This is a genomic window from Variovorax sp. RA8 (assembly GCF_901827175.1).
GTDB lineage: Bacteria > Pseudomonadota > Gammaproteobacteria > Burkholderiales > Burkholderiaceae_C > Variovorax.
Genome location: NZ_LR594662.1, coordinates 4,151,648 through 4,176,407, shown reverse-complemented (window position 1 = coordinate 4,176,407; position 24,760 = coordinate 4,151,648). Strand labels below are relative to the sequence as shown.

General features: G+C 68.4%; 26 protein-coding genes. 23 read left to right on the top strand and 3 right to left on the bottom strand.

Annotated features, from left to right (window positions below):
* Positions 1-6: 6 nt before the first annotated feature.
* Complete coding sequence (locus E5P3_RS19595) at positions 7-816, bottom strand: outer membrane protein assembly factor BamD (RefSeq protein ID WP_162589761.1); 810 nt, start codon at positions 814-816, stop codon at positions 7-9.
* A 15-nt stretch (positions 817-831) separates the two neighbouring features.
* On the opposite strand from E5P3_RS19595, the gene E5P3_RS19590 reads away from it, so the two are divergent.
* The 20 genes from E5P3_RS19590 (at position 832) to E5P3_RS19495 (ending at position 21,283) form a co-directional block, all read left to right on the top strand.
* Positions 832-1,857: an RluA family pseudouridine synthase gene (locus E5P3_RS19590; protein WP_232073210.1), complete on the top strand. Its 1,026-nt coding sequence runs from the start codon at positions 832-834 to the stop codon at positions 1,855-1,857.
* Between the two features lie 130 nt (positions 1,858-1,987).
* On the top strand, positions 1,988-2,935 hold the full coding sequence (scpB, locus tag E5P3_RS19585) for an SMC-Scp complex subunit ScpB (RefSeq protein ID WP_162587489.1): 948 nt from the start codon (positions 1,988-1,990) through the stop codon (positions 2,933-2,935).
* Positions 2,932-4,650 (top strand): pseudouridine synthase, encoded by a 1,719-nt coding sequence (locus E5P3_RS19580; RefSeq protein ID WP_162587488.1) that lies wholly within the window; start codon positions 2,932-2,934, stop codon positions 4,648-4,650. Before scpB ends, E5P3_RS19580 begins: the two co-directional genes overlap by 4 nt.
* 150 nt (positions 4,651-4,800) lie before the next feature.
* The gene (ndk, locus tag E5P3_RS19575; RefSeq protein WP_162587487.1) at positions 4,801-5,220 is read left to right on the top strand and encodes a nucleoside-diphosphate kinase; all 420 of its coding nucleotides are present in this window, start codon (positions 4,801-4,803) and stop codon (positions 5,218-5,220) included.
* 21 nt (positions 5,221-5,241) lie between these two features.
* Positions 5,242-6,402, top strand: a complete 1,161-nt coding sequence (gene rlmN, locus E5P3_RS19570; RefSeq protein ID WP_162587486.1) for a 23S rRNA (adenine(2503)-C(2))-methyltransferase RlmN — start codon at positions 5,242-5,244, stop codon at positions 6,400-6,402.
* Positions 6,403-6,406: 4 nt separating this feature from the next.
* On the top strand, positions 6,407-7,237 hold the full coding sequence (gene pilW, locus E5P3_RS19565) for a type IV pilus biogenesis/stability protein PilW (RefSeq protein ID WP_162587485.1): 831 nt from the start codon (positions 6,407-6,409) through the stop codon (positions 7,235-7,237).
* Positions 7,230-8,150 (top strand): helix-turn-helix domain-containing protein, encoded by a 921-nt coding sequence (locus tag E5P3_RS19560; protein ID WP_162587484.1) that lies wholly within the window; start codon positions 7,230-7,232, stop codon positions 8,148-8,150. The genes pilW and E5P3_RS19560 overlap by 8 nt, the downstream gene beginning before the upstream one ends.
* Positions 8,147-9,433, top strand: a complete 1,287-nt coding sequence (gene ispG, locus E5P3_RS19555; protein WP_162587483.1) for a flavodoxin-dependent (E)-4-hydroxy-3-methylbut-2-enyl-diphosphate synthase — start codon at positions 8,147-8,149, stop codon at positions 9,431-9,433. Before E5P3_RS19560 ends, ispG begins: the two co-directional genes overlap by 4 nt.
* Before the next feature lie 12 nt (positions 9,434-9,445).
* A complete protein-coding gene (gene hisS / locus E5P3_RS19550; protein ID WP_162587482.1) occupies positions 9,446-10,756 on the top strand; it encodes a histidine--tRNA ligase in 1,311 nt (436 codons plus the stop codon).
* Between the two features lie 6 nt (positions 10,757-10,762).
* Positions 10,763-11,452 (top strand): YfgM family protein, encoded by a 690-nt coding sequence (locus tag E5P3_RS19545; RefSeq protein WP_162587481.1) that lies wholly within the window; start codon positions 10,763-10,765, stop codon positions 11,450-11,452.
* A complete protein-coding gene (bamB, locus tag E5P3_RS19540; RefSeq protein WP_162587480.1) occupies positions 11,449-12,594 on the top strand; it encodes an outer membrane protein assembly factor BamB in 1,146 nt (381 codons plus the stop codon). The genes E5P3_RS19545 and bamB overlap by 4 nt, the downstream gene beginning before the upstream one ends.
* A gap of 25 nt (positions 12,595-12,619) precedes the next feature.
* Positions 12,620-13,963: a ribosome biogenesis GTPase Der gene (gene der / locus E5P3_RS19535; RefSeq protein WP_162587479.1), complete on the top strand. Its 1,344-nt coding sequence runs from the start codon at positions 12,620-12,622 to the stop codon at positions 13,961-13,963.
* Between the two features lie 190 nt (positions 13,964-14,153).
* On the top strand, positions 14,154-14,399 hold the full coding sequence (gene hfq, locus E5P3_RS19530; protein ID WP_162587478.1) for an RNA chaperone Hfq: 246 nt from the start codon (positions 14,154-14,156) through the stop codon (positions 14,397-14,399).
* A gap of 51 nt (positions 14,400-14,450) precedes the next feature.
* Positions 14,451-15,641: a GTPase HflX gene (gene hflX, locus E5P3_RS19525; protein ID WP_162587477.1), complete on the top strand. Its 1,191-nt coding sequence runs from the start codon at positions 14,451-14,453 to the stop codon at positions 15,639-15,641.
* Positions 15,642-15,693: 52 nt separating this feature from the next.
* Positions 15,694-17,022, top strand: coding sequence for an FtsH protease activity modulator HflK (gene hflK / locus E5P3_RS19520; RefSeq protein WP_162587476.1), 1,329 nt, complete (start codon positions 15,694-15,696; stop codon positions 17,020-17,022).
* 13 nt (positions 17,023-17,035) lie between these two features.
* Positions 17,036-17,944: a protease modulator HflC gene (gene hflC, locus E5P3_RS19515; protein WP_162587475.1), complete on the top strand. Its 909-nt coding sequence runs from the start codon at positions 17,036-17,038 to the stop codon at positions 17,942-17,944.
* A 9-nt stretch (positions 17,945-17,953) separates the two neighbouring features.
* Positions 17,954-18,142: a DUF2065 domain-containing protein gene (locus E5P3_RS19510; RefSeq protein WP_068685938.1), complete on the top strand. Its 189-nt coding sequence runs from the start codon at positions 17,954-17,956 to the stop codon at positions 18,140-18,142.
* Between the two features lie 81 nt (positions 18,143-18,223).
* Complete coding sequence (locus tag E5P3_RS19505) at positions 18,224-19,375, top strand: ATP phosphoribosyltransferase regulatory subunit (RefSeq protein ID WP_162587474.1); 1,152 nt, start codon at positions 18,224-18,226, stop codon at positions 19,373-19,375.
* 19 nt (positions 19,376-19,394) lie between these two features.
* Positions 19,395-20,726: an adenylosuccinate synthase gene (locus E5P3_RS19500; protein WP_162587473.1), complete on the top strand. Its 1,332-nt coding sequence runs from the start codon at positions 19,395-19,397 to the stop codon at positions 20,724-20,726.
* A 32-nt stretch (positions 20,727-20,758) separates the two neighbouring features.
* The gene (locus tag E5P3_RS19495) at positions 20,759-21,283 is read left to right on the top strand and encodes a phosphoribosyltransferase (protein WP_068685942.1); all 525 of its coding nucleotides are present in this window, start codon (positions 20,759-20,761) and stop codon (positions 21,281-21,283) included.
* A gap of 13 nt (positions 21,284-21,296) precedes the next feature.
* On the opposite strand, the gene E5P3_RS19490 is transcribed toward E5P3_RS19495, so the two are convergent.
* The gene (locus E5P3_RS19490; protein WP_162587472.1) at positions 21,297-21,740 is read right to left on the bottom strand and encodes a VOC family protein; all 444 of its coding nucleotides are present in this window, start codon (positions 21,738-21,740) and stop codon (positions 21,297-21,299) included.
* A gap of 69 nt (positions 21,741-21,809) precedes the next feature.
* Here E5P3_RS19490 and E5P3_RS19485 point away from each other — a divergent pair, with 69 nt between their 5' ends.
* Both E5P3_RS19485 and E5P3_RS19480 read left to right on the top strand, forming a co-directional pair.
* Positions 21,810-23,003, top strand: a complete 1,194-nt coding sequence (locus E5P3_RS19485; RefSeq protein WP_162587471.1) for a cystathionine beta-lyase — start codon at positions 21,810-21,812, stop codon at positions 23,001-23,003.
* A 69-nt stretch (positions 23,004-23,072) separates the two neighbouring features.
* The gene (locus E5P3_RS19480; protein ID WP_068685948.1) at positions 23,073-23,276 is read left to right on the top strand and encodes a hypothetical protein; all 204 of its coding nucleotides are present in this window, start codon (positions 23,073-23,075) and stop codon (positions 23,274-23,276) included.
* Between the two features lie 90 nt (positions 23,277-23,366).
* Here E5P3_RS19480 and E5P3_RS19475 read toward each other — a convergent pair whose 3' ends face one another.
* The gene (locus E5P3_RS19475; protein WP_162587470.1) at positions 23,367-24,065 is read right to left on the bottom strand and encodes an arylesterase; all 699 of its coding nucleotides are present in this window, start codon (positions 24,063-24,065) and stop codon (positions 23,367-23,369) included.
* On the opposite strand from E5P3_RS19475, the gene E5P3_RS19470 reads away from it, so the two are divergent.
* Positions 24,040-24,738, top strand: a complete 699-nt coding sequence (locus E5P3_RS19470; protein WP_162587469.1) for an ABC transporter ATP-binding protein — start codon at positions 24,040-24,042, stop codon at positions 24,736-24,738. The genes E5P3_RS19475 and E5P3_RS19470 overlap by 26 nt on opposite strands.
* The last annotated feature ends 22 nt before the right edge of the window (positions 24,739-24,760 follow it).

Genomic DNA, 24,760 nt, shown 5'->3' with positions numbered 1-24,760 from the left:
GCTTCGCTACCAGAGCTTCCACCACGGGTCGTCCTTGCCGCGGAAGCCGCGCGACAGGTACTCGCTCTTGGGATAGTTGGTGGTCAGCACGCGTTTCGCGTCGTCGCGCAAGTCCGCCATGCCGAGCGCGTCGTACGACTGGACCATGATGTAGAGCGCCTCTTCGAGCGCCGGCACTTCGCGGTAATCCGCCAGCGCGAGCTGCGCGCGGTTGATCGCCGCCAGGTAGGCACCGCGCGTGTAGTAGTAGCGCGCCACGTGCACCTCGTACTGGGCCAGCGAGTTGACGATGTAGTTCATGCGCTGGCGCGCATCCGGCGTGTAGCGCGAATCCGGGAAGCGGGTGATGAGTTCCTTGAAGGCCTCGAAGGATTCCTTGGCGGCTTTCTGGTCACGCTCCGACAGGTCCTGGCGCGTCAGCCAGCCGAACATGCCGAGGTCGTCGTTGAAGTTGATCACGCCCTTGAGGTAGATCGCGTAGTCCATCGCCGGGCTGGCCGGATGCAGCTTCATGAAGCGGTCGAGAGTCGCGATGGCGGCCGGCTTCTCGCCGGATTTGTATTGGGCAAAGGCCTTGTCCAGTTGCGCCTGCTGGGCGAGCGGCGTGCCGGCGGCGCGGCCTTCCAGCTTCTCGAACAGGGGCACCGCCTTGTCGTAGGCGCCGGAGTCCGCTTCTTCCTTGGCTTCGGAGTAGATGCGGTTGGGACTCCAGTTCGCGGTCCTGTCGGACGGGGTCGACGAGCAGCCGGCCACCAGCCATGCGGCCGAGCACAAGGCCAGCCAGGCGGGGACAACCGATAATTTGGCGCGACGCATCACTTCAGGGCTTTCGTGAAAACAGTGCCTTCAATTATATCGGCCGACCCTCTGGGCGAGCCTCCGGACGGGGCCGAGCACGAAGAGGGCGCCGAGCCGACCGAGCCCAGCGAGACCCGCAGCTTTCTTATCCACGAGGCGCAGCACGGGCAGCGCCTCGACCGCGCGCTGGCAATGCTGGTGCCCGAGTTCTCGCGCAGCTATCTGCAGCAGCTGATCGAGGCCGGCGCGGTTTCGATCCAGCATCGGGTCGCGACCAAGGCTGCCGCTACGGTCCACGCCGGCGAGATCGGCAGCATCGAGCTGCGGCCCACGCCGCAGAGCCAGGCCTTCAAGCCGGAGCACATGCCGATCACGGTGCTGCACGAAGACGAGCACCTGCGCATCATCGACAAGCCAGCGGGCCTCGTGGTCCACCCCGCGCCGGGCCATTGGAGCGGCACGCTGCTCAACGGCCTGCTGGCGCTGGATCCGCGGGCTGCGCTGCTGCCGCGCGCGGGTATCGTGCATCGGCTGGACCGTGACACCAGCGGCTTGATGGTGGTCGCCCGCAGCCGCGCGGCGATGGATGCGCTGGTGGCGCTGATCGCGGCCCGCGAGGTCCAGCGCCAGTACCTTGCGCTCGCACACCGCAGCTGGCAGGGCGCTGCCGCGCGCCATGTGGATGCGGCGATCGGGCGCGACCCGCGCAACCGGCTGCGCATGGCCGTGGTCGATCTCGAGCGTCACTCCGGGAAGCCCGCGCGCACGCTGATCGAGGCCCTGGACAGCAATGATCAGGGCTGCACCGTGCGCTGCACGCTGGAGACGGGGCGCACGCATCAGATTCGCGTGCACATGGCCTCCATCGGCCATCCGCTGGTGGGTGACACGCTTTATGGCGGCACCGCCGCGGCAGGGCTGGCGCGGCAGGCCCTGCATGCCTTCAGGCTCGCTTTCGCGCATCCGGTTACCGGCGCGCCGATGGAGTTCCTGTCCGCGCCGCCTCCCGATCTGGTACAGGCTATGCAGGCCTGGGGGCTGGATTACAATCGCGCCTGACGGCCCCCGGGGCCGCGCCGGCCCTCCGATGCCGGCTTCGCTGTCAATCGCCCGAGTGCCGGCAGCGCCTTCTTCCATCCTTCTGAAAAACAAGCGTCTGCAAGGCGCCTTTTCCCGGATACCGCGAACCATGAATACGGCGGATGCCAAGCGCATTCTCGAAACCGCCTTGATCTGTTCGACCCAGCCCTTGCCGGTGCGCGAACTGCGCGTGCTGTTCGATGACGAACTGGGCGCCGACACGATCAAGTCGCTGTTGCACGAACTGCAGGAAGACTGGTCGCAGCGCGGCCTGGAGCTCGTGAGCGTGGCCAACGGCTGGCGCTTCCAGAGCCGTCCCGAGCTGCGCGACCACCTCGATCGCCTGCACCCGGAGAAACCGCCGCGCTACACGCGCGCCGCGCTCGAGACCCTGGCCATCATCGCCTACCGCCAGCCGGTCACGCGCGGCGACATGGAAGACATCCGCGGCGTCACCATCAACTCGCTGATCCTGAAGCAGCTCGAAGACCGCAACTGGGTCGAGGTCATCGGCCACCGCGAAACCGTGGGCCGTCCGGCGCTCTACGCGACCACGCGCCAGTTCCTCGACGACCTCGGCCTGGAATCGCTCGACCAACTCCCGGTGATCGAGACGCCGGCCCAGCAGGCCGGGCTGGCCGAGGCCCTGGCCCAGGCCGCCGATCGGCAACCCGGCCTGCCGATCGACGAGCCCGCGGCCGAGGTCGCCGCCGGCACGGAGAGCGGGGCCGGTGCCGAGCAGATTCAAGGCGAGGCGCAGACCGAGGTCGCGGCGCATGTCGAAGGTGCTGTCGAGCAGGCCTTGTTGCCCGAGACGGCGCCAGCGGCAGAGGCCGAGATGCAGCCGGCGTCCGAGTCCGGAGCAGCTCCCCAACCCGCGCCGGACGATGCCCTGCAGGCCACCCCCGCTGGTCCCGAGCTCGAGCCCCAGCTCCAGTCCTCTTCCGACCCCGGCTCCGACGCGGACGCCGATGCCGACGCCGATGCCGATGCCGATGCCGATGCCGATGCCGATGAGGAAGACACCCCCGCCGTTCGTTCCGGAACCCGACCATGAGCCCATCTGATCCTGAAGACGCAGCGATGCTGCCGCCCGGACCCATGTCCGAGGAACAACTGGCGGCGTCTCCCGCGCAGCCGGCCGAAAACAGCACCGAACCGGCGGGCGAAGCGGCCGCAGAGGCGCCGCGCAAGCGCCGGCCGCGCCGCCGCAAGCCGGCTGAGCAGGCCCCGGACGCGGAGACCGAGGCTGCGGAGACGCCGGGCGTGCCGGTCGCGCTGGACGCGCAGGCCAGGCAGGACACGCAGGACACGCAGGACACACCGGTCGAGGAATCTCCCGCGGCCGAACCCCAGGCGCCGATGGCGGACCCGCCCCGGGATGAGGACAATGAAGAGGAAGAAGAGGACGAGGAGCCGGACGAGGAGGAAGACGACCTGGATCGCGCCCGCCGCGCCGCGGAGCGCGAGCAGCGCAACGCGCCGCCGCCCGAGCCGATCCGCTTCGTCGACGTAGTCTCGGGGCAGTTCGACGCCGACGAGGACAGCCCCGAGGTGCCTCCGCTCAAGCGTGTGCTGCTGCCCGAGGCCGACTCGCCGAAGCTGCACAAGGTGCTGGCGCAGGCTGGCCTGGGCTCGCGGCTCGAGATGGAACAGCTCATCCTCCAGGGGCGCATCTCGGTCAACAACGAGCCGGCCCACATTGGCCAGCGCATCCAGTTCGGCGACCAGGTCAAGCTCAACGGCAAACCGATCCGCTACCGTATCGCGCCGCCTCCGGCGCGCGTGATCGCCTATCACAAGCCCGTCGGCGAGGTCGTCACGCACGACGATCCGCAGAACCGCCCCACCGTGTTTCGCAAGCTGCCGCGCCTGCCGCAAGGCAAGTGGCAGTCGGTCGGGCGCCTCGATCTCAACACCGAGGGCTTGCTGCTCTTCACCAGCTCCGGCGAGCTGGCCAACCAACTGATGCATCCGCGCTTCGGCCTGGAGCGCGAGTACGCGGTCCGGGTGCTGGGCGCGCTGAGCAACGACGAGAAGCAGCGCCTGCTCGAAGGCGTGCGCCTCGACGACGGCATGGCGCATTTCGGCACCATCGAGGACGGCGGTGGCGAAGGCTCGAACTGCTGGTACCGCGTCACCATCTCCGAGGGCCGCAACCGCGAGGTGCGCCGCCTCTTCGAATCGGTGGGGCACGCAGTCAGCCGCCTGATCCGCATCCGCTACGGCGCCATGGTGTTGCCGCGCGGGCTGAAGCGCGGCGCCTGGATGGAACTGGACGAGCGCGACATCCGCGCGCTGTTCCAGGCCGCGGGGGCAGAGCGGCCCGCCCGGGGCCCCGCCGGCTCGAAAGGCGGCGGCCAGGAAGGCAGTGGACGCAACAATCGCAATCGCAAGCGTCGCGGCAACCGGAACGGCGGTGGTGGCGGTGCGCAGGCCGAGGGCCGCGAGCCGCCGATCCCGAATCCGCTGACCAGCGGCCCCAACGCCCGCGGCCGTGGCGGCAACGGGGGCCCGCCGCAAGGGCAAGGAGGACAGGCGCGCCGCAACCGCCAGGGCGGCAAGCGTGACGACCGGGCACCGGGCGGCGGTGGCGGCAGCAGCCAGCCCGATCCGATGAAGACCTCGCTGGGCTACATCGGTGCCGACAGCTTCTCGCGCCAGCGCAAGGAGCAGCGCGCCGGTCCGCGCCGCGGCGGCGGTGGAGGACCCTCGGGCGGCAATTTCGGCGGGCCGGGCGGCCAGGGCGGCGGACGGCGCCGCGGCCGCTGAATCGCGCGTTCGGCCGGAGTTCATTCATCCGCCCGTCACGGGCGGTGATTGCCGTGCCGGTTAAAATCAGAGGCTTTGTCAAGGGAGCGCAGCCTGTCGCTGCGGCTTGACGGAACTCATCGAAATCCAAGCACTCAGGAAAGCACTTCAATGGCCATCGAACGCACCCTCTCCATCATCAAGCCCGACGCCGTGGCGAAGAACGTCATCGGCAAGATCGTCTCCCGCTTCGAGGCCGCCGGCCTCAAGATCGTGGCCGCCAAGCTGGTGCAACTGTCGCAGGCCGACGCCGAGCAGTTCTACGCCGTGCACAAGGAGCGCCCCTTCTTCAAGGATCTGGTCAGCTTCATGATCTCCGGTCCCGTGTTCGTCCAGGCACTCGAGGGCGAGGACGCCATCTCCAAGAACCGCGACCTGATGGGCGCCACCGATCCGAAGAAGGCTGCGCCCGGCACCATCCGCGCCGACTTTGCGGACAGCATCGATGCCAACGCCGTCCACGGCTCGGACGCCGCCGAAACCGCGAAGGTCGAGATCGCCTTCTTCTTCCCCGAGCTCAAGGCCCGCTGAGGCGGAGCCGTCCCCCGCGCAATGACCACGGCCAACCTGCTCGACTTCGATCTCGAGGGGCTGGCCGCGTTCTGCGAAAGGCTCGGCGAGAAGCGCTTCCGCGCCACCCAGCTGTTCCGCTGGATCCACCAGCGCGGCGCGAGCGACTTCGCGCAGATGACCGACCTCGCCAAGTCGCTGCGCGAGAAGCTCGCGGGCAGCGCGCACGTGGAGGCCCTGCCGGTCATCACACAGCAGGAATCGGCCGACGGCACCATCAAGTGGCTGTTCGATGTCGGAGACGGCAACGCCGTCGAGGCCGTCTTCATCCCCGAGGACGATCGCGGCACGCTATGCGTTTCGTCCCAGGCCGGCTGCGCGGTGGGCTGCCGCTTCTGCTCCACTGGCCACCAGGGCTTCAGCCGCAACCTGAGCACCGGCGAGATCGTGGCCCAGCTGTGGTTTGCCGAGCACTTCCTGCGCAAGCACCTGAAACGCGGCCGCGACAAGGACGAGCGCGTCATCTCCAACGTCGTGATGATGGGTATGGGCGAGCCGCTGCAGAACTACGCGGCCCTGGTGCCGGCCTTGCGCACCATGCTCGACGACAACGCCTACGGCCTTTCGCGCCGTCGGGTGACGGTGTCGACCTCCGGCGTGGTGCCCATGATCGACCGGCTCGGCGCCGATTGCCCGGTGGCGCTGGCGGTGTCGCTGCACGCGCCCAATGATGCGCTGCGCGACGACCTGGTGCCGCTCAACCGCAAATACCCGCTGGTCGAGCTGCTGGAGGCGTGCCAGCGCTACCTCGCGCATGCGCCGCGCGACTTCATCACCTTCGAGTACTGCATGCTCGACGGCGTTAACGACCAGCCCGAGCATGCGCGCCAACTGGTCGAACTGGTGCGTTCGCAGGGCATCTCCTGCAAGTTCAACCTGATCCCTTTCAACCCCTTCCCAGCCTCCGGCCTGCTGCGCTCGCCGCAGCCGCGCGTGCTCGCCTTCGCCAGGCTTTTGAGCGAAGCCGGCATCGTGACCACGGTGCGCAAGACCCGCGGCGACGACATCGACGCGGCCTGCGGCCAGCTGGCCGGCGACGTGAAGGACCGCACCAACGCCGCCGAGCGCATGGCGCAGCGGCGCACCGTGGTGCTGCACCCGGCGCGCAAGAAGCCCGCCCCTTCCACCGCCCAGGAGCAATGAAGCAATGATCAAGGCCCCTTCGACCGCGCGGCAGCGGATGATGCAAGTGCTCATCGGCCTTGCGGCGGCGTTCCTGCTCGCCGGGTGCGCCACCAAGGACGCCGGCGTGCCCAGCACGGCGGGCAATGCGGGCGGCATCGTCACCGACTCGGACGAGGGCAACGCCCGCAAGCGCGCCCGCCTGCGCCTCGAACTGGCCATCGGCTACTTCGAGCACGGGCAGCCCACGGTGGCTCTGGACGAGATCAAGCAGGCGCTGGCCGCCGATCCCAACTTTGCCGACGCCTACAACCTGCGGGGCCTGGTCTATATGCGCCTGGACGACGCCGGCCTGGCCGAGGACAGCTTTAGGCGCGCGATCGCGCTGAACCCGCGGGATCCCAACACGCTGCACAACTATGGCTGGCTGCTGTGCCAGCAGAACCGCTTCGCCGACGCACAGCAGCAGTTCGCGGCGGCCCTGGCCATCTCCAACTACGGCGATCGCGCCAAGACGCTGATGACGCAGGGCGTGTGCCAGCTGCGCGCCGGCCAGCGCCCCGAGGCCGAACGCAGCCTGACGCAGGCCTACGAGCTCGATGCCGGCAACCCGGTGATCGGCTACAACCTGGCTTCGCTGCTGGCGCAGCGCGAGGACTGGTCACGCGCGCAGTTCTACATCCGCCGCATCAACAACGGTCCCGCGGCCAGCGCCGAGACGCTGTGGCTGGGCATCAAGATCGAGCGCCGACTCAACAATCGCGACGCAGTCACTCAGCTTGCCGGACAGCTGCAGCGGCGCTTCCCCCAATCGCGCGAGGCCGTGGCCTATGAGCGCGGAAACTTCAATGATTGAGAAGGCGAGCGAATTCGGGGCCTCGGCTGCGGTACCCCTGATGACAGGCGACAACACGCACATGTCGGCCGGCGACATGCTGCGCCAGGCGCGCGAGGCGCATGGCCTGCACCTCGACATGGTGGCCGCCGCGCTAAAGGTAACGCCGCAGAAGCTGGCCGCGCTGGAGTCCGACGACATCGAGGCCTTGCCCGATCCGGTGTTCGCGCGTGCGCTCGCTGCCAGCGTCTGCCGCGCCCTGCGCATCGACCCCGCGCCAGTGCTGGCCAAACTGCCCGGCGCGCAGCCAGCGGGCCTGGCAGAAGCCGATCGCACCATGAGCAAGGCCCTGCCGTCACAGGTGCGCGCCGGCAGCAGCTCGAGCGGCCTGCCGTCGCGCCCGCTGCTGACGGTCGTCGGGCTGCTGCTGGTCGGCGCGGCAGTGCTGTTCTGGCTGCCGCAATCGATTTTCGACCGCGTCGGCGAGGCGATCTCGCAGATCAGTGGCCGGGCCGACAGCAACGAGCCGTCCGCGCCCGCGGCCCAAGCGCCTGCAGGGCCGCAGGCTGGCGGCACCGTTGTCGAGTCGGTTCAGCCCGCGCCGCTGGCCGCTGCCACGGCCCCCGCCGGGGTGCCGGCCAGCGCGGCAGCCCCGGCGGTCCAGGCCCCGGCGGCATCGGCGGCCAGTGCGACAGAGCTGATCGTCTTCGTCGCGCGAGAGGACTCCTGGGTTACGGTGAACGACGGCGGCGGCAAGTCCCTGCTGCGGCGCACGGTGCAGGCGGGTGAAACTGTCGGGCTCAACGGCACCTTGCCCCTGTCGGTGGTCGTAGGCCGCGCCTCGGCCGTGGACGTGCAGGTGCGCGGCAAGGCTTTCGACCTGAAGCCGGTGACGCGCGGCGGCGGGGTGGCTCGTTTCGAGGTGAAGCCATGAACGATGTAACTGCGCAAACCTGCCTGCCCATCGAGTCGGCCGCGCCGCGCCCGCGCCGTTCGCGCCAGGCCAGCGTGGTGTGGGGCCCGCGCACCGTCACCGTGGGCGGCGACGCGCCGGTGCGGGTGCAGTCGATGACCAACACCGATACCGTGGACGCAATCGGCACCGCGATCCAGGTCAAGGAACTGGCGCAGGCCGGCTCGGAGATGGTGCGCATCACCGTCAACACGCCCGAGGCCGCGGCGCAGGTGCCCTACATTCGCGAGCAGCTCGACCGCATGGGCGTCGACGTGCCGCTGATCGGCGACTTCCACTACAACGGCCACCGCTTGCTGACCGACTTCCCGGCCTGTGCGGAGGCACTCAGCAAATACCGCATCAACCCCGGCAACGTCGGCAAGGGCGACAAGCGCGACCGCCAGTTCGGCCAGATGATCGATGCCGCCATGCGCTGGAACAAGCCAGTGCGCATCGGCGTCAATTGGGGCAGCCTCGACCAGGAGCTCCTGGCCGAACTGATGGACGTCAACAGCCGCCGCGCCGAGCCTTGGGATGCCAGGCAGGTGATGTACGAGGCGCTGGTCAGCTCGGCCATCGGTTCGGCGCAGCTCGCCGAATCGATGGGCATGGACGGCCGCCAGATCATCCTCAGCTGCAAGGTGAGCGGCGTGCAGGACCTGATCTCGGTCTATCGGGAGCTGGCCAGGCGCTGCGAATACGCGCTGCACCTGGGCCTGACCGAGGCTGGCATGGGCACCAAGGGCACGGTGGCCTCGGCGACCGCCTTGTCGATCCTGCTGCAGGAAGGCATCGGCGACACCATCCGCGTTTCGCTGACGCCCCAGCCGGGCGAATCGCGCACGCAGGAGGTGGTGATCGCCAACGAAATCCTGCAGGCCCTGGGCCTTCGCGTGTTCGTGCCCAGCGTCACCGCCTGCCCCGGCTGCGGGCGCACCACCAGCACCACCTTCCAGGTGCTGGCCAAGGAGATCGACGACTACCTGCGCATGCAGATGCCGCTCTGGCGTACCAAATATCCGGGGGTCGAGACGATGAAGGTGGCCGTGATGGGCTGCATCGTCAACGGCCCCGGCGAGAGCAAGCATGCCGATATCGGCATCAGCCTGCCCGGCACCGGCGAGGCGCCGGCCGCGCCGGTCTTCATCGATGGCGAGAAGGCGCTCACGCTGCGCGGCGAGAACATCGCCGCCGAGTTCCATCAACTGGTCGAAAACTACGTCGAGAAACGCTTTGGCGGCGCGACCGCGCAACCCGCCTGAGCGCCCACATCCATGGCTGACAAATTGAATGCCGTCAAAGGCATGAACGACACCTTGCCGCCGGAATCGGCGCGCTGGGAATGGCTCGAGGGCGTCGTGCGCGAGCTGATGTCGCGCTTCGCCTACCGCAACATCCGCACCCCGATCCTGGAGCACACGGCGCTGTTCGTGCGCGGGATCGGCGAGGTGACGGACATCGTCGAGAAGGAGATGTATTCCTTCCACGACCGTTCGGACAAGTACGGCGACAACGACCACCTGACGCTGCGCCCGGAGAACACCGCCGGCATCGTGCGCGCCGCCATCGAGCACAACATGCTCTACGACGGCGGCAAGCGCCTGTGGGCCATCGGCCCGATGTTCCGGCGCGAGAAGCCGCAGCGCGGGCGCTTCCGCCAGTTCCACCAGATCGATGTCGAGGCGCTGGGCTTCGCCGGGCCGGACGTCGATGCCGAGCTGGTCCTGCTGGCCAACGCGTTGTGGAAGGCCATCGGCCTGGACGACGTGCGGCTGGAGATCAACAGCCTCGGCCAGCCGGCCGAGCGCGCGCAGCACCGCGCTCAACTGATCGCGCACTTCGAGGCGCATGCCGACCAGCTCGACGAGGACGCCCGGCGCCGCCTGCACAGCAATCCGCTGCGCATCCTCGACACCAAGAATCCGGCGATGAAGGCACTGGTGGAGGCGGCGCCCAAGCTGATCGACTTCCTGGGCGCAGAGTCGCTGGCGCACTTCGACGGCCTGAAGGCCATCCTCGACGCCAACGGAATCGCCTACACCGTCAACCCGCGTCTGGTGCGCGGCCTCGACTACTACAACCTGAGCGTCTTCGAGTTCGTGACCGACCGGCTCGGCTCGCAGGGCACGGTGTGCGCCGGCGGGCGCTACGACGGCCTGTTCGAGCAGCTCGGCGGCAAGCCTGCGCCCGCGGTGGGCTGGGCGATCGGCGTGGAGCGCGTGCTCGAGCTGCTGAAGGAGCAGGGCGCCGCGATCCCCGCGCCCGCGCCGGATGCCTATGCAGTGGTGCCGGATGCGACTGCAATGCCGGTCGCGCTGCGCACGCTGCAGCAGCTGCGCGAGGCCGGCGTGCGGGTTCAGATGCACGCCGCGACCGCCGATGGCCTGGGCAGCTTCAAGTCCCAGTTCAAGAAGGCCGACAGCAGCGGTGCGGCCTACGCACTGATCTTCGGCGCCGACGAACTGGCGCGCGGCGAGCTCACGGTGAAGGCGCTGCGCGACGGCACCGGCGCCCAGACCGCACGCCCGCTGTCCGATCCGGCTGCCTGGGCCGCCACCCTACAATCCCCGGCTCCCAAGAACTGACCGCACATGGCCACCCATCTCGATCTCGAAGAACAGGAACAGCTCGATCAGCTCAAGCATTTCTGGAACACCTACGGCACGCTGATCACCTGGGTCGTGGTGCTGGCGGCCGGCGCCTTCCTGGCCTGGACGGGCTGGCAGTACTGGCAGCGCGAGCAGGCGGCACGCGCCTCGGCGCTCTACGACGAGCTCGAGCGTGGCGCGCAGGCTGGCGACACGGCCCGCGTCGAGCGCGCTCTCGCCGACATGAAGAGCAAGTTCGCCGGTACGGCCTATGCCCAGCAGGGCGGCCTGCTGGCAGCCCGCGTGCTGTACGAGAAGGGCAATGCGGAGGCCTCGCGCACGGCGCTGGCCTGGGTGGCGGAGCACGGCACCGACGCCGGCTATCAGGCGGTGGCCCGGCTGCGCCTGGCCGGCGAGCTGCTCGAGGCCAAGTCCTACGACGAGGCGCTCAAGCAGCTCTCGGCCGGCATGCCCAAGGAATTCGAGGCCCTCGCGGCCGACCGCAGGGGCGACATCTACATGACCCAGGGCAAGCGCGAGGAGGCCAAGGCGGAATACCGCAAGGCCTGGGCCGCCTTCGACCCGGGCAACGAGTACCGCCGACTTGTCGAGATCAAGCTCAACGCGGTCGGTGTCGACCCCAAGAGCTTGGCTCCGGCCGGCACCGCATCTCCCGCCAAGAACACACCATGAATTTCAGCCAGCGTTCGATGCTTCCCGCCTCCCTCCTGCGCGCCGGGGCCGCCGCGCTCGTCGTCGTCGCGCTCGCCGCCTGCTCGGGCACACCCAAGCCCAAGCCGGCCGAGCTGCCGCCCAACCCGGCGCTGCTCGGCGTGCGACAGGCCTGGAGCATCCGCATTCCGAAGGTCGAGTTCCCGCTCACCACCGACGTGAGCGGCGACATGGTGGCGGTCGCTTCCAGCGACGGCACCGTGGTCATGATCGACGCCCGCTCGGGCCAGGAATCCTGGCGCGCCAACGTGGGCACTCCGCTGGCTGCCGGCGTGGGAAGCGATGGTTCGCTCGTGGCGGTCATCACCACCGGCAACGAACTGGTCGCCCTGCAAGGCGGAAAGGTGCTGTGGCGGCAGCAGCTTTCGGCCCAGTCGTACACCGCGCCGCTGGTGGCCGGACGCCGCGTCTTCGTGCAGACCGCGGATCGCACCACCAGCGCCTGGGACGGACAGAGCGGTCGCCGGCTGTGGTCACAGCAGCGCACTGCCGAGAACCTGGTGCTGAAGCGCTCGGGTGTGCTGATCGCCGTCAACGACACGCTGGTGGCCGGCGTCGGCGGGCGGCTGGTCGGCATCAACCCGGCCAACGGCACGTCGCGCTGGGAAGCGCCCATCGCCGCACCGCGCGGCACCAACGACGTCGAGCGCCTGGTCGACCTGACCGGCAGCGTGAGCCGCGTCGGCGACTCCGTCTGCGCGCGGGCCTACTACGCCAGCGTCGGCTGCGTCGACACCCTGCGTGGCACCTTGCTCTGGAGCAAGACGGCCAGCGGGGCCGATGGCGTTTCCGGCGACGACCGCTTCGTCTACGGCACCGAGGACAACGGCAATGTGGTGGCCTGGCGCCGCGACGACGGCGAGCGCGCCTGGCAGGTCGAGCGCTTCAAGTACCGCACGCTGACCGCGCCGCTTGCGGTCGGGCGCTCGCTGATCATCGGCGACGGCGCGGGCTTCGTGCATGTGATCTCGCGCGAGGACGGCGCGCTGCTCAACCGCCTCACGCCCGACGGCTCGCCCATCGCCGCAGCGCCCGTGCTCTCGGGCAACACGGTCGTGGTCGTGACCCGCAACGGCGGCATCTTCGGCTATCGGCCTGAGTAGAGCGTAGAACGGCGAGCGCTCGACCATGAAACCCGTCATTGCATTGGTCGGGCGCCCCAACGTCGGCAAATCGACGCTGTTCAACCGCCTGACCCAGACGCGCGACGCCATCGTCGCCGACTTCGCCGGCCTCACGCGCGATCGCCACTACGGCAACGGCCGCCAGGGCCGGTACGAGTTCATCGTCATCGACACCGGCGGCTTCGAGCCCGACGCAGGCAGCGGCATCTTCAAGGAGATGGCCAAGCAGACGCGGCAGGCGGTGGCCGAGGCCGACGTGGTGATCTTCGTGGTCGATGCGCGCGAGGGGGTCTCGGCGCAGGACCACGACATCGCCAACGAGCTGCGCCGCCTCGGCAAGCCCTGCGTGCTGGCGGCCAACAAGGCCGAAGGCATGAAGGACAACGCGCGGCTCGCCGAGTTCTACGAGCTGGGCTTCGGCGAGGTGCACGGCGTCTCGGCCGCGCACGGGCAGGGCATCCGCGGCCTGGTCGAGCTCGCGCTCGACCCGCTGGCGCTGCCCGAGCCGGACGACGAGGGCGAGGAAGAAGACGTCAACAAGCCGATCAAGCTGGCCGTCGCTGGCCGGCCCAACGCCGGCAAGTCCACCCTCATCAACACCTGGCTCGGCGAGGAGCGGCTGGTCGCCTTCGACCTGCCCGGCACCACGCGCGACGCGATCTCCGTGCCCTTCGAGCGCAACGGACAACGCTTCGAACTCATCGATACTGCAGGCCTCAGGCGCAAGGGCAAGGTCTTCGAGGCCATCGAGAAGTTCTCGGTGGTCAAGACCCTGCAGGCCATCGAGTCTGCCAACGTGGTGCTGCTCCTGATCGACGCCACCCAGGGCGTCACCGACCAGGACGCGCACATCGCCGGCTACATCCTGGAGAGCGGCCGCGCGGTGGTGATCGCGATCAACAAGTGGGACGCGGTCGACAGCTACCAGCGCGAGCAGATCCAGCGCCAGATCGAGACCCGGCTGGCCTTCCTGAAGTTCGCCTCCCTGCACTTCATCTCGGCCACCCGGCGCCAGGGACTGGGCCCGCTGTGGCAAGCCATCGCCCAGGCGCATAAGTCCGCGACCCGCAAGATGTCGACACCGGTGCTCACGCGCCTGCTGCTCGAGGCCGTGCAGTTCCAGACGCCCAAGAAGTCCGGCATGTTCCGCCCCAAGATGCGCTATGCCCACCAGGGGGGCATGAACCCGCCGGTGATCGTCATCCATGGCAATTCGCTGGAGCACGTCACCGAGGCCTACCGGCGCTTCCTGGAGGGACGCTTCCGCAAGGAGTTCGACCTGGTAGGCACGCCGCTGCGCATCGAGTTCAAGACTTCGCACAATCCCTATGCCGACAAGGAAGGCTGAGTGCCAGCGGTTGGCGCAGCACGTGCCGCAGTTCGGGGCGAGCCTGGGGCGCGCGAGCAGCGCGGGGGCGCGAAGTTCCGGCTTTTCAGTGCCGTTATTTTTTGGGGGCCATTCGGGTTTCGTGCTGCAGTGCGGAAGTGCTGTGTTAAGGTGACCGTTCCAACAACTACTCTTGAACACGGAGAATATCGTGAGCAATAAAGGGCAACTCCTACAAGACCCCTTTCTGAATACCTTGCGTCGAGAGCACGTGCCGGTTTCGATCTATTTGGTCAACGGCATCAAGCTGCAAGGGCAGATCGAGTCTTTCGATCAGTACGTCGTGTTGCTTCGCAATACGGTGACCCAGATGGTCTACAAGCATGCCATCTCTACCATCGTGCCGGGTCGGGCGGTCAACTTCTCGGCACCCGAGAACGACGACGCTGCTGCCTGAGTGCACGGAGCGCGGCGGCTCGCCCGCCGCGCTTTTTCCAATTGATTCCGCTTGTCTGAACTGAATTCCCGGAAAGACGGTGCCGTCGTCCTCGTCGGCGTCGATTTCGGGCTGCCCCATTTCGACGGCGAACTCGAGGAACTCGGACTGCTCGCGCAGACCGCGGGCCTTACGCCGGTGGCGCGCCTGGTCGCCAAGCGCCGCGCGCCCGATGCAGCCCTGTTCGTCGGCAGCGGCAAGGCCGAGCAGATCCGCGAACTGGCCGAGCTGCACGGCGCCAGCGAGGTGATCTTCGATCAGGCACTGAGCCCGGCGCAGCAACGCAACCTCGAGCGTCAGCTCGGCGTCGCCGTGTACGACCGCACCTTCCTGATCCTCGAGATCTTCGCTCAGCGCGCGCGCTCCCATGAAGGCAAGCTGCAGGTCGAGCTGGCGCGGCTGCAATACCTCAGCACGCACCTGGTGCGGCGCTGGTCTCACCTGGAGCGCCAGCGCGGCGGCATCGGCGCGCGCGGCGGTCCGGGCGAGACCCAGATCGAGCTCGACCGCCGCATGATCGGCGACGCCATCCGGCGCACCCGCGAACGGCTCGCCAAGGTGCAGCGCCAGCGCGGCACCCAGCGGCGCCAGCGCGAGCGGCGCGACACTTTCAACATCTCGCTGGTCGGCTACACCAACGCCGGCAAGTCCTCGCTGTTCAATGCGCTGGTGAAGGCGCGCGCCTATGCGGCCGACCAGCTGTTCGCCACGCTCGACACCACCACGCGGCATCTGTACCTTGGCGATGCACGCCGCAAGGTGTCGATTTCCGACACCGTGGGCTTCATCCGCGAGCTGCCGCACGGGCTGATCGACGCCTTCAAGGCCACCCTGCAGGAGGCGGTCGACGCCGACCTGCTGCTGCACGTGGTGGATGCCTCCAATCCGCACCATCCGGAGCAGATGGCCGAGGTGCAGTCGGTGCTGAGGGAAATCGGCGCCGACACCGTGCCGCAGCTCCTGGTCTTCAACAAGCTCGATGCGCTCGACGATACACAGCGCCCGCTGTCGCTCGCCGACGAGATCGAAGTCGACGGCGTGCAGGTGCCGCGCATCTTCCTGAGCGCCCATACCGGCGAGGGCGTGGCAGCGCTGCGGGCCGAGCTCGGGCGGCGTTTGCCTTCGGTGAGCGATGCCATGACCCCAGAGCCGGACACCGAATTGCACGGTGCCGCCGGCGGATTGGCACAATCCCCTCACTGACCAGAGAAGAGATCGAATGAATGCAAAGCCAGTGTGGAGACGATTTCAGGGCATGTTCAACCTGAATGACGGGCGTTGGGGCCGCGGCGACGAGCCGTCCTCGAACGGGGATCGTCCCAATGCCAACCGTCCCGATGACGACTCCGGATCTTCCGGCAACAACAACCGTCCGCGCGGCCAGGGGCCGAACCAGGGCCCGCCTGACCTCGACGAGCTCTGGCGCGACTTCAACCGCAAGCTCGGTGGCCTGTTCGGCGGCGGGCGCGGCAACGGCGGCCGCCCGAACGGGGGCAATGGCGGCAACGGCCTCAAGCCCGACATGAAGAATGCAGGCGTCGGCCTGGGCCTGGTGGCGGCAGTGGCCGTGCTGATCTGGCTGGGCACCGGCTTCTTCATTGTCAACGAAGGCCAGCAGGCCGTGATCACGCAGTTCGGCCGCTACAAGACGACCGTGGGCGCGGGCTTCAACTGGCGCCTGCCATACCCGATCCAGCGCCACGAGATCGTGGTCGTGACGCAGATCCGCTCGATCGACGTCGGCCGCGACTCGATCGTGCGCTCGACCGGCTTGCGCGAGTCGGCCATGCTGACCGAAGACGAGAACATCGTCGAGATCAAGTTCGCCGTGCAGTACCGCCTGAGCGACGCCCGGGCCTACCTCTACGAGAGCAAGGCGCCGACCGATACCGTGGTGCAGGTTGCCGAGACCGCGGTGCGCGAGGTGGTCGGCAAGATGAAGATGGACGCGGCACTGGCCGAGGAACGGGACCAGATCGCCCCGCGCGTTCGCACGCTGATGCAGAACATCCTGGACCGCTACAAGGTCGGCATCGAGGTGGTCGGCATCAACCTGCAGCAGGGCGGGCTTCGTCCGCCGGAGCAGGTGCAGGCGGCCTTCGACGACGTGCTCAAGGCCGGCCAGGAGCGCGAGCGGGCCAAGAACGAGGCCCAGGCCTATGCCAACGACGTGGTGCCGCGCGCCACCGGTACCGCCTCGCGCCTGAAAGAGGAGTCGGAGGCCTACAAGGCGCGGATCGTCGCACAGGCTCAGGGCGACGCGCAGCGCTTCAGCTCGGTGCTGGCCGAGTACCAGCGGGCGCCGCAGGTCACGCGCGACCGCATGTACACCGATGCCATGCAGCAGATCTACACCAACACCACCAAGGTGCTGGTCGATTCCAAGCAGGGCTCGAACCTGCTGTACCTGCCGATCGACAAGCTGATGCAGATGTCCGGCCAGACCGGGGCCGGCGCGCCCGCCGATGGCGCCAACCCGAACGTGGCCGGCACCGCGCCGCCCCAGTCGTCGGTGATCCCCGTCGTCCCGCCCAACGACGCGCGTGCACGCGACGGCCGCTCGCGCGACCGCGACGTGCGCTGAGGAGCAACACAGCATGAACAGACTAGGCTTCATCGTATCGTCGGTCCTCGTGGCGCTGGCGCTCCTGAGCTCCACGCTCTTCGTGGTCGACCAGCGCCAGTTCGGCGTGGTCTATGCCCTGGGCCAGATCAAGGAGGTGATTACCGAGCCGGGCTTGAACTTCAAGCTGCCGCCGCCTTTCCAGAACGTGTCGTACATCGACAAGCGCCTGCTGACGCTGCCCAGCCTCGATCCCGAGCCCATGCTCACGGCCGAGAAGCAACGCGTGGTGGTCGACTGGTACGTGCGCTGGCGCATCACCAACCCTTCGGAATACATCCGCAACGTCGGCCTCGACGAGAACGCGGGCGCGGTGCAGCTCAACCGCGTGGTGCGCAACGCCTTCCAGGAGAACGTCAACAAGCGCACCGTGCGCGAGCTGATCTCGACGCGCCGAGAGGCCCTCATGAACGACGTGCAGCGGGAGATGCTGGCGGTCGTGAAGGGCGCCAAGCCCTGGGGCATTGACATCATCGATGTGCGCGTCACGCGCGTCGACTATGTGGAGGCGATCACCGAATCGGTCTACCGCCGCATGGAGGCCGAGCGCAAGCGCGTGGCCAACGAGCTGCGCTCCACCGGCTTCGCCGAAGGCGAGAAGATCCGCGCCGATGCCGACCGGCAGCGCGAGGTCATCGTCGCCAATGCCTACCGCGACGCCCAGAAGATCAAGGGCGAGGGCGACGCCCGCGCCGCGTCGGCCTATGCCGAGGCCTTCGGCCGCGATCCGCAGTTTGCGCAGTTCTACCGCAGCCTCGATGCCTACAAGCAGAGCTTCAACAAGAAGAGCGATGTCATGGTCCTGGACCCCTCGTCGGACTTCTTCCGTGCGATGCAGAGCTCGGGTGGCGCGGCGGCGGCGGCGGGGCGGCGCCAGCCGTAGCGTTCGGGCGTGAGCGCAGAGACCTTCTGGAGCGCGCTGGCACTCGTGCTGGTGATCGAGGGCCTCCTGCCCTTCGTGTCGCCCGGCGGCTGGCGGCGCGGCTTCGGCCAGCTCATGCAGCTGCGGGATGGGCAGCTGCGCTTCTTCGGCCTGTGCAGCATCCTGCTGGGGCTCTTCCTGCTCTGGGTCCTGGCCTGAAGAAGGCGTGGCCCGGTTTCCCGCGGCGAATGGGCCCCGGTGGCCCGGTAGAATCCGGTTTTAACCACGCCCCCGCTCCCCATGTCCGCCTGGGTCCTCCCGGATCACATTGCCGATGTGCTGCCCTCCGAGGCGCGTCACATCGAAGAACTTCGACGCCAACTGCTCGACACTGCACGTGGCTACGGCTACGAGCTGGTGATGCCGCCGCTCATCGAGCATCTGGAGTCCCTTCTGTCCGGCACCGGAGAGGCGCTGGGCCTGCAGACCTTCAAGCTGGTCGACCAGCTGTCCGGGCGCAGCATGGGGCTGCGCGCCGACACCACGCCCCAGGTCGCGCGCATCGATGCCCACCTGCTCAACCGTCGCGGCGTGGCCCGCCTCTGCTATTGCGGCCCGGTGGTGCACACCCGGCCCGACCGCCCGCACGCGACCCGCGAGCCGCTCCAGTTCGGCGCCGAGATCTACGGCCATGGCGGGCTCGAGGCCGACACCGAGGTGCTGCGTCTTGCGCTCGACTGCCTGCGGGCGGCCGGCGTTAGGAATCCCGTCATCGTCGACTTGGCCGACGCGCGCATCGTGCGTACCCTGCTCGCCGGCGTGCCGGTCGACGCGGAGGTCATTGCGCGCGTCCATACCGCCCTGGCCGCGAAGGACGCCAGCGGCCTGCGCGAGTGCACCGTGGGCTTTCCCGCAGCCTCGCGCGAGGGCCTGCTCGCGCTGGTGCATCTCTATGGCGACGCCGCGGTGCTCGACGAAGCGGCCAGGGTCTTGCCCGACACGGCCGGCATGCGCCAGGCGCTCGCCGACCTGAAGCAACTGGCGCAGCGGCTCGACGGCGCGCGCGTGAGCTTCGACCTGGCCGACCTGCGCGGCTATGCCTATTACAGCGGCATGCGCTTCGGCATCTACACCGAGGGCGCCAGCGACGCGCTGGTACGCGGCGGCCGCTACGACGAGGTGGGCGCGGTGTTCGGCCGCAATCGCCCGGCCGTCGGCTTCAGCCTCGACGTGCGCGAGCTCGTGGGCGTGCTGCCCGTGCGGCCCCTGCGGGCCGCGATCCGCGCGCCCTGGAGCGACGCCCCGGGACTCGGCGAGACCATCGCCGCGCTGCGCAGCCAGGGCGAGACCGTGGTCTGCGTCCTGCCGGGGCACGAGAGCGAGATCGACGAATTCCACTGCGACCGCGAGCTGATCGTCCAGGGCGAGCAGTGGAAAGTCCAAGCCATCTGAATCTGAAAAGCGAAGCATCATGAGCGTTACCACCGGGCGAAACGTGGTCGTCGTCGGCACCCAATGGGGCGACGAGGGCAAGGGCAAACTGGTCGACTGGCTGACCGAGAGCGCACAGGGGGTCGTGCGCTTCCAGGGCGGTCACAACGCGGGCCACACGCTGGTCATCAACGGCGTGAAGACCGCGCTGCACCTGATCCCCAGCGGCATCATGCGGCCCGGGGTCAAGTGCTACATCGGCAACGGCGTGGTGCTGTCGGCGGCCAAGCTCTTCGAGGAGATCGAAGGGTTGGAGAAGGCCGGTGTCGAGGTGCGCTCGCGCCTGCGCATCAGCGAGGCCTGCCCGCTGATCCTGCCTGTCCATGCCGCGCTGGACATCGCGCGCGAAGCCTACCGCGAGAAGGGCGGCGTCGAGAAGATCGGTACCACCGGCCGCGGCATCGGCCCGGCCTATGAGGACAAGATCGCGCGCCGTGCCCTGCGTGTGCAGGACCTGAAGCACCCGGAGCGCTTCGCCGCCAAGCTGCGCGTGCTGCTCGAGCTGCACAACCACGTGCTCACCCAGGTGCTCGGTGCGTCGGCGATCGAGTTCGATGCCGTCTACGACGAGGCGATGCGCCACGCGGAACTGCTCAAGCCCATGATGGCCGACGTCTCGCGCGAGCTCAACGACGCTCATCGCGCGGGCGCCAACCTGCTGTTCGAGGGCGCGCAGGGAACGCTGCTGGACGTGGACCACGGCACCTACCCCTACGTGACCTCCAGCAACTGCGTGGCCGGCAACGCCGCGGCCGGCGCGGGTGTCGGTCCGGGCCTGCTGCACTACATCCTTGGCATCACCAAGGCCTACTGCACGCGTGTCGGCGGCGGGCCCTTCCCGACCGAGCTCGAATGGGACAAGCCCGGCACCGTCGGCTGGCACCTGAGCACGGTCGGTGCCGAGAAGGGCGTGACCACCGGCCGCAGCCGCCGCTGCGGCTGGTTCGACGCCGCGCTCCTCAAGCGCTCGGCGCAGGTCAACGGGCTCTCCGGCCTGTGCATCACCAAGCTGGACGTGCTGGACGGCCTGAAGGAGCTGCAGCTGTGCACCGGTTACGAGCTGGACGGCGAGTACACCGACATCCTGCCGCTGGGCGCCGACGAGATCGAGCGCTGCACCCCGGTCTACGAGAAGCTCGAGGGCTGGAGCGAGAGCACCGTAGGCGTCACCCAATACGACAAGCTGCCGATCAACGCGCGGCTCTATCTGCAGCGCATCGAGCAGGTCACCGGCGTGCCGATCCACATGGTGTCGACCAGCCCGGACCGCGATCACACGATCATGATGCGGCACCCCTACCTGGCAGATTGAACGAACGACCCACCCCGAGGAGATGGCTTCCCATGCTGACTGAAGACGGCAAACACCTTTACGTGAGCTACGACGAGTACCACAACCTGATCGAGAAGCTCGCGATCAAGGTGCACCAGTCGGGCTGGCAGTTCGACACCATCCTGTGCCTGGCGCGCGGCGGCATGCGGCCGGGCGACGTGCTGTCGCGCATCTTCGACAAGCCGCTGGCCATCATGTCGACCAGCTCCTACCGGGCGGATGCCGGGACGGTCCAGGGCCACCTGGACATCGCGCGCTACATCACCACCCCCAAGGGCGAAATCGCCGGCCGCGTGCTGCTGGTGGACGACCTGGCCGACTCCGGCCACACGCTGCATGCGGTGGTGGAGATGCTCAAGAGCAACTACGCGCCGATCAGCGAGCTGCGCAGCGCCGTCATCTGGACCAAGGCGCTGTCGACCTTCACGCCCGATTACTCGGTCGAGTACTTGCCGACCAATCCCTGGATCCACCAGCCCTTCGAGGGCTACGACTCGCTCGGTGCGGAGAAGCTGATCGAGAAGTGGTCGGTCTGAAGACGCCAACGCCTTACTGCTGCTTCAGCAGCTCGGTATAGCGCCGCTGCATCTCCTCGGTCGACAGCTGCTCGATGCTGTGGCCGATATTCCAGCGGTGACCGAAGGGGTCTCGAAAGGACCCTGAGCGCTCGCCGTAGAACTGATCTTGCACCGCGATGTCGAGCTCCGCGCCGGCTTTCAGCGCGCGCTCGACCACCGCGTCGGCGTCGTCCACATGCAGGTGGATCGTCACCGAGGTCGCGCCGGTGCTCCGGGGGCCGCGGATGCCGTACTCGGGAAATTCGTCGCACAGCATCAGCGTGGTGTCGCCGAAGTCGAGCTCGGCATGGCCGATGCGGCCGCTGGGCTCGGTCAGCCTGAATTTTTCGGTCGCGCCGAAGACCTCGCCGTACCAGGCGATGGCCTTGGCGCTGTCGTTCACGCAGAGGTAGGCGAAGAGTTCATGGATTGCCATCGGGGCCTCCTGTCAGCAGCAGGCGCCATTGTCGGGCGCCAGCGGGCAGGCGTCGACTAGCATGGCGGCATGCCCAAGCCCATCACCGAACTGATCCACCATCCCTACCAGCCCCCCGCGAATTTCGCCGCGCCGCAGCCCGGCGTCTACAAGGCGTCGACCGTGTTCTTCGCCGATGTCGCGGCCATGCGCGCCCGCGACTGGAAGACCAAGGCCGGCTACACCTACGGCCTGCACGGCACGCCCACCACCTTCACCCTCGAGGAGCGGCTGGCCACGCTGGAAGGCGGCACAGAATGCCTGTTGGTACCCAGCGGCCTGGCGGCAATCGCGCTGGTGGCATTCGCCTTCCTGAAGACCGGCGATGAGGTGCTGCTCCCCGACAACGCCTACGGGCCGAACAAGGCGCTGTGCAACGGCGAGCTGGCCAATTTCGGCATCACGCACCGGCTCTACGACCCGATGAACCCGGCCGATCTCGCGGCCAAGCTCTCGGAGCGCACCCGCCTCGTGTGGATGGAGGCGGCCGGCTCGGTCACGATGGAGTTTCCGGACCTGCCGGCGCTGGCGGCGGCCTGCCGCGCCCGCGGCGTGCTCACGGCCCTGGACAACACCTGGGGCGCAGGCCTTGCCTTCGCTCCCTTCGACTTCAACGGCAGCGGGCAGGGCGTCGACATCTCGATCCATGCGCTCACCAAGTACCCGAGCGGCGGCGGCGACGTGCTGATGGGCAGCGTCGTCACCCGCGACGATCGGCTGCACCGCGCCCTCAAGCTCAGCCACATGCGCATGGGCTTCGGCATCGGCGTCGGCGATGTGGAAACGCTGCTGCGCTCGCTGCCCAGCATCGCGCTGCGCTACGAGGCACACGACCGCAGCGCACGCGAGCTGGCCCGCTGGCTGGCCGATCGCGCCGAGATCGCGCAAGTGCTGCATCCCGCGCTCGAAGGCTCGCCGGGACATGCCCACTGGCTGCGGCTGTGCGGCGCCACCGACCTGGCGGCCGGCCTGTTCTCGGTGGTGTTCGATGACCGCTACAGCGCCGCGCAGGTCGACCGCTTCTGCGACAGCCTGAAGCTGTTCCGGCTCGGCTATTCCTGGGGCGGACCGATCAGCCTGGTCGTGCCCTACGACATCGGCCTGATGCGCGACACGGGCGTTTCGCACTGGCCGCACAAGGGCACGCTGGTGCGCTTCTCGGTGGGACTGGAGGACGCCGAGGACCTGCGCGCCGATCTGGAGCAGGCCCTCGCGGCCCTCTGAACCGGCCCGGTTATCGCGTACAGTGGGGAACGCGCAGTCACCGGGACTGCCTTTCAGGAAGGAGTACACGTGGCAACACCGAACTACGGCTACGAGAAGCGTCAGAAGGAGTTGGCCAAGAAGAAGAAGAAGGAAGAAAAAGCGCGTGAGAAAGCCGCTCGCAAGCTGAACCCCAGCAGCGAAGGCCTCGCGCCGGGCGACCCCGAGACCGACGTCGCCTCGCTGGAACGCGATCCGCCTACCGTGCCGGATCTGCCGACCAAGGACGGCTGAGCCGCTCCGACACGGTTCGGTACCCCGATCAGTGGAAAAAAGCCGCCGCAGGCGAGGCCTGCAGCGGCTTTTTTTGCGCCTTGCCCTTGCTTACCTGGACGCAAGGAGCTTGCGCAACGCCGGCCATACGTTGTCCAGCATGCGCGGCTGGGCAGCGGCCGTGGGATGGATGCGGTCGGGCTGGAACAGCGTCGCCGCCTCGGGGCCGTCGGCCACGCCCTTGAGCAGGAAGGGCACCAGCGCCGCCTTGGTGCTGCTGGCCACCTTGGCGAAGATCGCTTCGAAGCGCCGCGTGTAGTCGCTGCCGTAGTTCGGCGGGACCTGGATGCCGACGATCAGCACCTCGGCACCGGCCGCCTGTGCGGCCTTGGTCATCTGCGTGAGGTTGTCCTCGGTGCCCGCGAGCGACAGCCCCCGCAGCGCGTCGTTGCCGCCCAGCTCGAGCACCACGTGCGTCGGCTTGTGCTGTGACAGCAGGCCCGCCAATCGCGCCCGGCCGCCGGCCGTGGTGTCGCCGCTGATGCTGGCGTTGACGACCGTGGCCGCGATCTTCTGCTCGGCCAGCCGCCTCTCGAGCAGCGGCACCCAGCCCTCGCCGCGCTTGAGGCCGTACTCGGCGGACAGCGAGTCGCCGACGACCAGGATCAACGGCTTGCGGGAGGCGGCGACCTGGGCCTGGGCCAAGGGCCAATACCCCGCGAATCCGGCCACGGTGCCGCTCAAGATAAAGTGACGTCGATTCACCACGCGCAAACCCTTTTCAATGTCCTCGATCCCTCCCGCAGCCATTGTCGCCGTCGAACATGTCTTCAAGTCGGTCACCGACTCCGCCGGCACGCTGGATATTCTGCAGGACATCGACTTCACGTTGGGAGAGCGCGAGACCGCCGCCATTGTCGGCGCCTCGGGCTCGGGCAAGAGCACGTTGCTGTCCATCGTTGCCGGGCTGGACACGCCGACGCGGGGCACCGTCAAGCTGGCCGGCGAGGACTTGTTCGCCATCGACGAAGACGAGCGTGCCGCGCTCCGGGCGCGCAAGGTCGGCTTCGTGTTCCAGAGCTTCCAGCTGCTGGGCAATCTCAGTGCCCTCGAGAACGTGATGCTGCCGCTCGAGCTGGCCGACCGCCGCGATGCGCGCAAGACCGCGACCGAGATGCTGGGCCGCGTCGGCCTCGGCCAGCGTCTCAACCACTATCCCAAGGTGCTCTCCGGCGGCGAGCAGCAGCGGGTGGCGCTGGCCCGCGCCTTCGTCGTCCAGCCCGCGCTGCTGCTGGCCGACGAGCCCACCGGCAGCCTGGACTTCGCCACCGGCGAGCAGGTGATGCGGCTGATGTTCGACCTCAACCGCGAACTGGGCACCACGCTCGTGCTGGTGACGCACGACCGCGGCATTGCCGCCCGGTGCGAGCGGCGCATCACCATCGAGGCCGGCCGCGTGGGTTTCGACGACCAGGGCGTTTGAAAAAGGCGCTCGCGGGGCGGGC

Bases quoted from the DNA above. Each gene is read 5' to 3' on its own strand.
- ndk (WP_162587487.1), top strand. From the start codon at position 4,801: ATGGCCATCGAACGCACCCTCTCCATCATCAAGCCCGACGCCGTGGCG.
- E5P3_RS19595 (WP_162589761.1), bottom strand. From the start codon at position 816: ATGCGTCGCGCCAAATTATCGGTTGTCCCCGCCTGGCTGGCCTTGTGC.
- E5P3_RS19490 (WP_162587472.1), bottom strand. From the start codon at position 21,740: ATGGCAATCCATGAACTCTTCGCCTACCTCTGCGTGAACGACAGCGCC.
- E5P3_RS19475 (WP_162587470.1), bottom strand. From the start codon at position 24,065: ATGGCTGCGGGAGGGATCGAGGACATTGAAAAGGGTTTGCGCGTGGTG.
- E5P3_RS19580 (WP_162587488.1), top strand. From the start codon at position 2,932: ATGAGCCCATCTGATCCTGAAGACGCAGCGATGCTGCCGCCCGGACCC.
- scpB (WP_162587489.1), top strand. From the start codon at position 1,988: ATGAATACGGCGGATGCCAAGCGCATTCTCGAAACCGCCTTGATCTGT.
- E5P3_RS19505 (WP_162587474.1), top strand. From the start codon at position 18,224: ATGTCCGCCTGGGTCCTCCCGGATCACATTGCCGATGTGCTGCCCTCC.
- bamB (WP_162587480.1), top strand. From the start codon at position 11,449: ATGAATTTCAGCCAGCGTTCGATGCTTCCCGCCTCCCTCCTGCGCGCC.
- E5P3_RS19495 (WP_068685942.1), top strand. From the start codon at position 20,759: ATGCTGACTGAAGACGGCAAACACCTTTACGTGAGCTACGACGAGTAC.
- E5P3_RS19500 (WP_162587473.1), top strand. From the start codon at position 19,395: ATGAGCGTTACCACCGGGCGAAACGTGGTCGTCGTCGGCACCCAATGG.
- der (WP_162587479.1), top strand. From the start codon at position 12,620: ATGAAACCCGTCATTGCATTGGTCGGGCGCCCCAACGTCGGCAAATCG.
- hflC (WP_162587475.1), top strand. From the start codon at position 17,036: ATGAACAGACTAGGCTTCATCGTATCGTCGGTCCTCGTGGCGCTGGCG.
- hisS (WP_162587482.1), top strand. From the start codon at position 9,446: ATGGCTGACAAATTGAATGCCGTCAAAGGCATGAACGACACCTTGCCG.
- E5P3_RS19485 (WP_162587471.1), top strand. From the start codon at position 21,810: ATGCCCAAGCCCATCACCGAACTGATCCACCATCCCTACCAGCCCCCC.
- hflK (WP_162587476.1), top strand. From the start codon at position 15,694: ATGTTCAACCTGAATGACGGGCGTTGGGGCCGCGGCGACGAGCCGTCC.
- pilW (WP_162587485.1), top strand. From the start codon at position 6,407: ATGATCAAGGCCCCTTCGACCGCGCGGCAGCGGATGATGCAAGTGCTC.
- E5P3_RS19560 (WP_162587484.1), top strand. From the start codon at position 7,230: ATGATTGAGAAGGCGAGCGAATTCGGGGCCTCGGCTGCGGTACCCCTG.
- E5P3_RS19545 (WP_162587481.1), top strand. From the start codon at position 10,763: ATGGCCACCCATCTCGATCTCGAAGAACAGGAACAGCTCGATCAGCTC.
- rlmN (WP_162587486.1), top strand. From the start codon at position 5,242: ATGACCACGGCCAACCTGCTCGACTTCGATCTCGAGGGGCTGGCCGCG.
- ispG (WP_162587483.1), top strand. From the start codon at position 8,147: ATGAACGATGTAACTGCGCAAACCTGCCTGCCCATCGAGTCGGCCGCG.
- E5P3_RS19470 (WP_162587469.1), top strand. From the start codon at position 24,040: ATGTCCTCGATCCCTCCCGCAGCCATTGTCGCCGTCGAACATGTCTTC.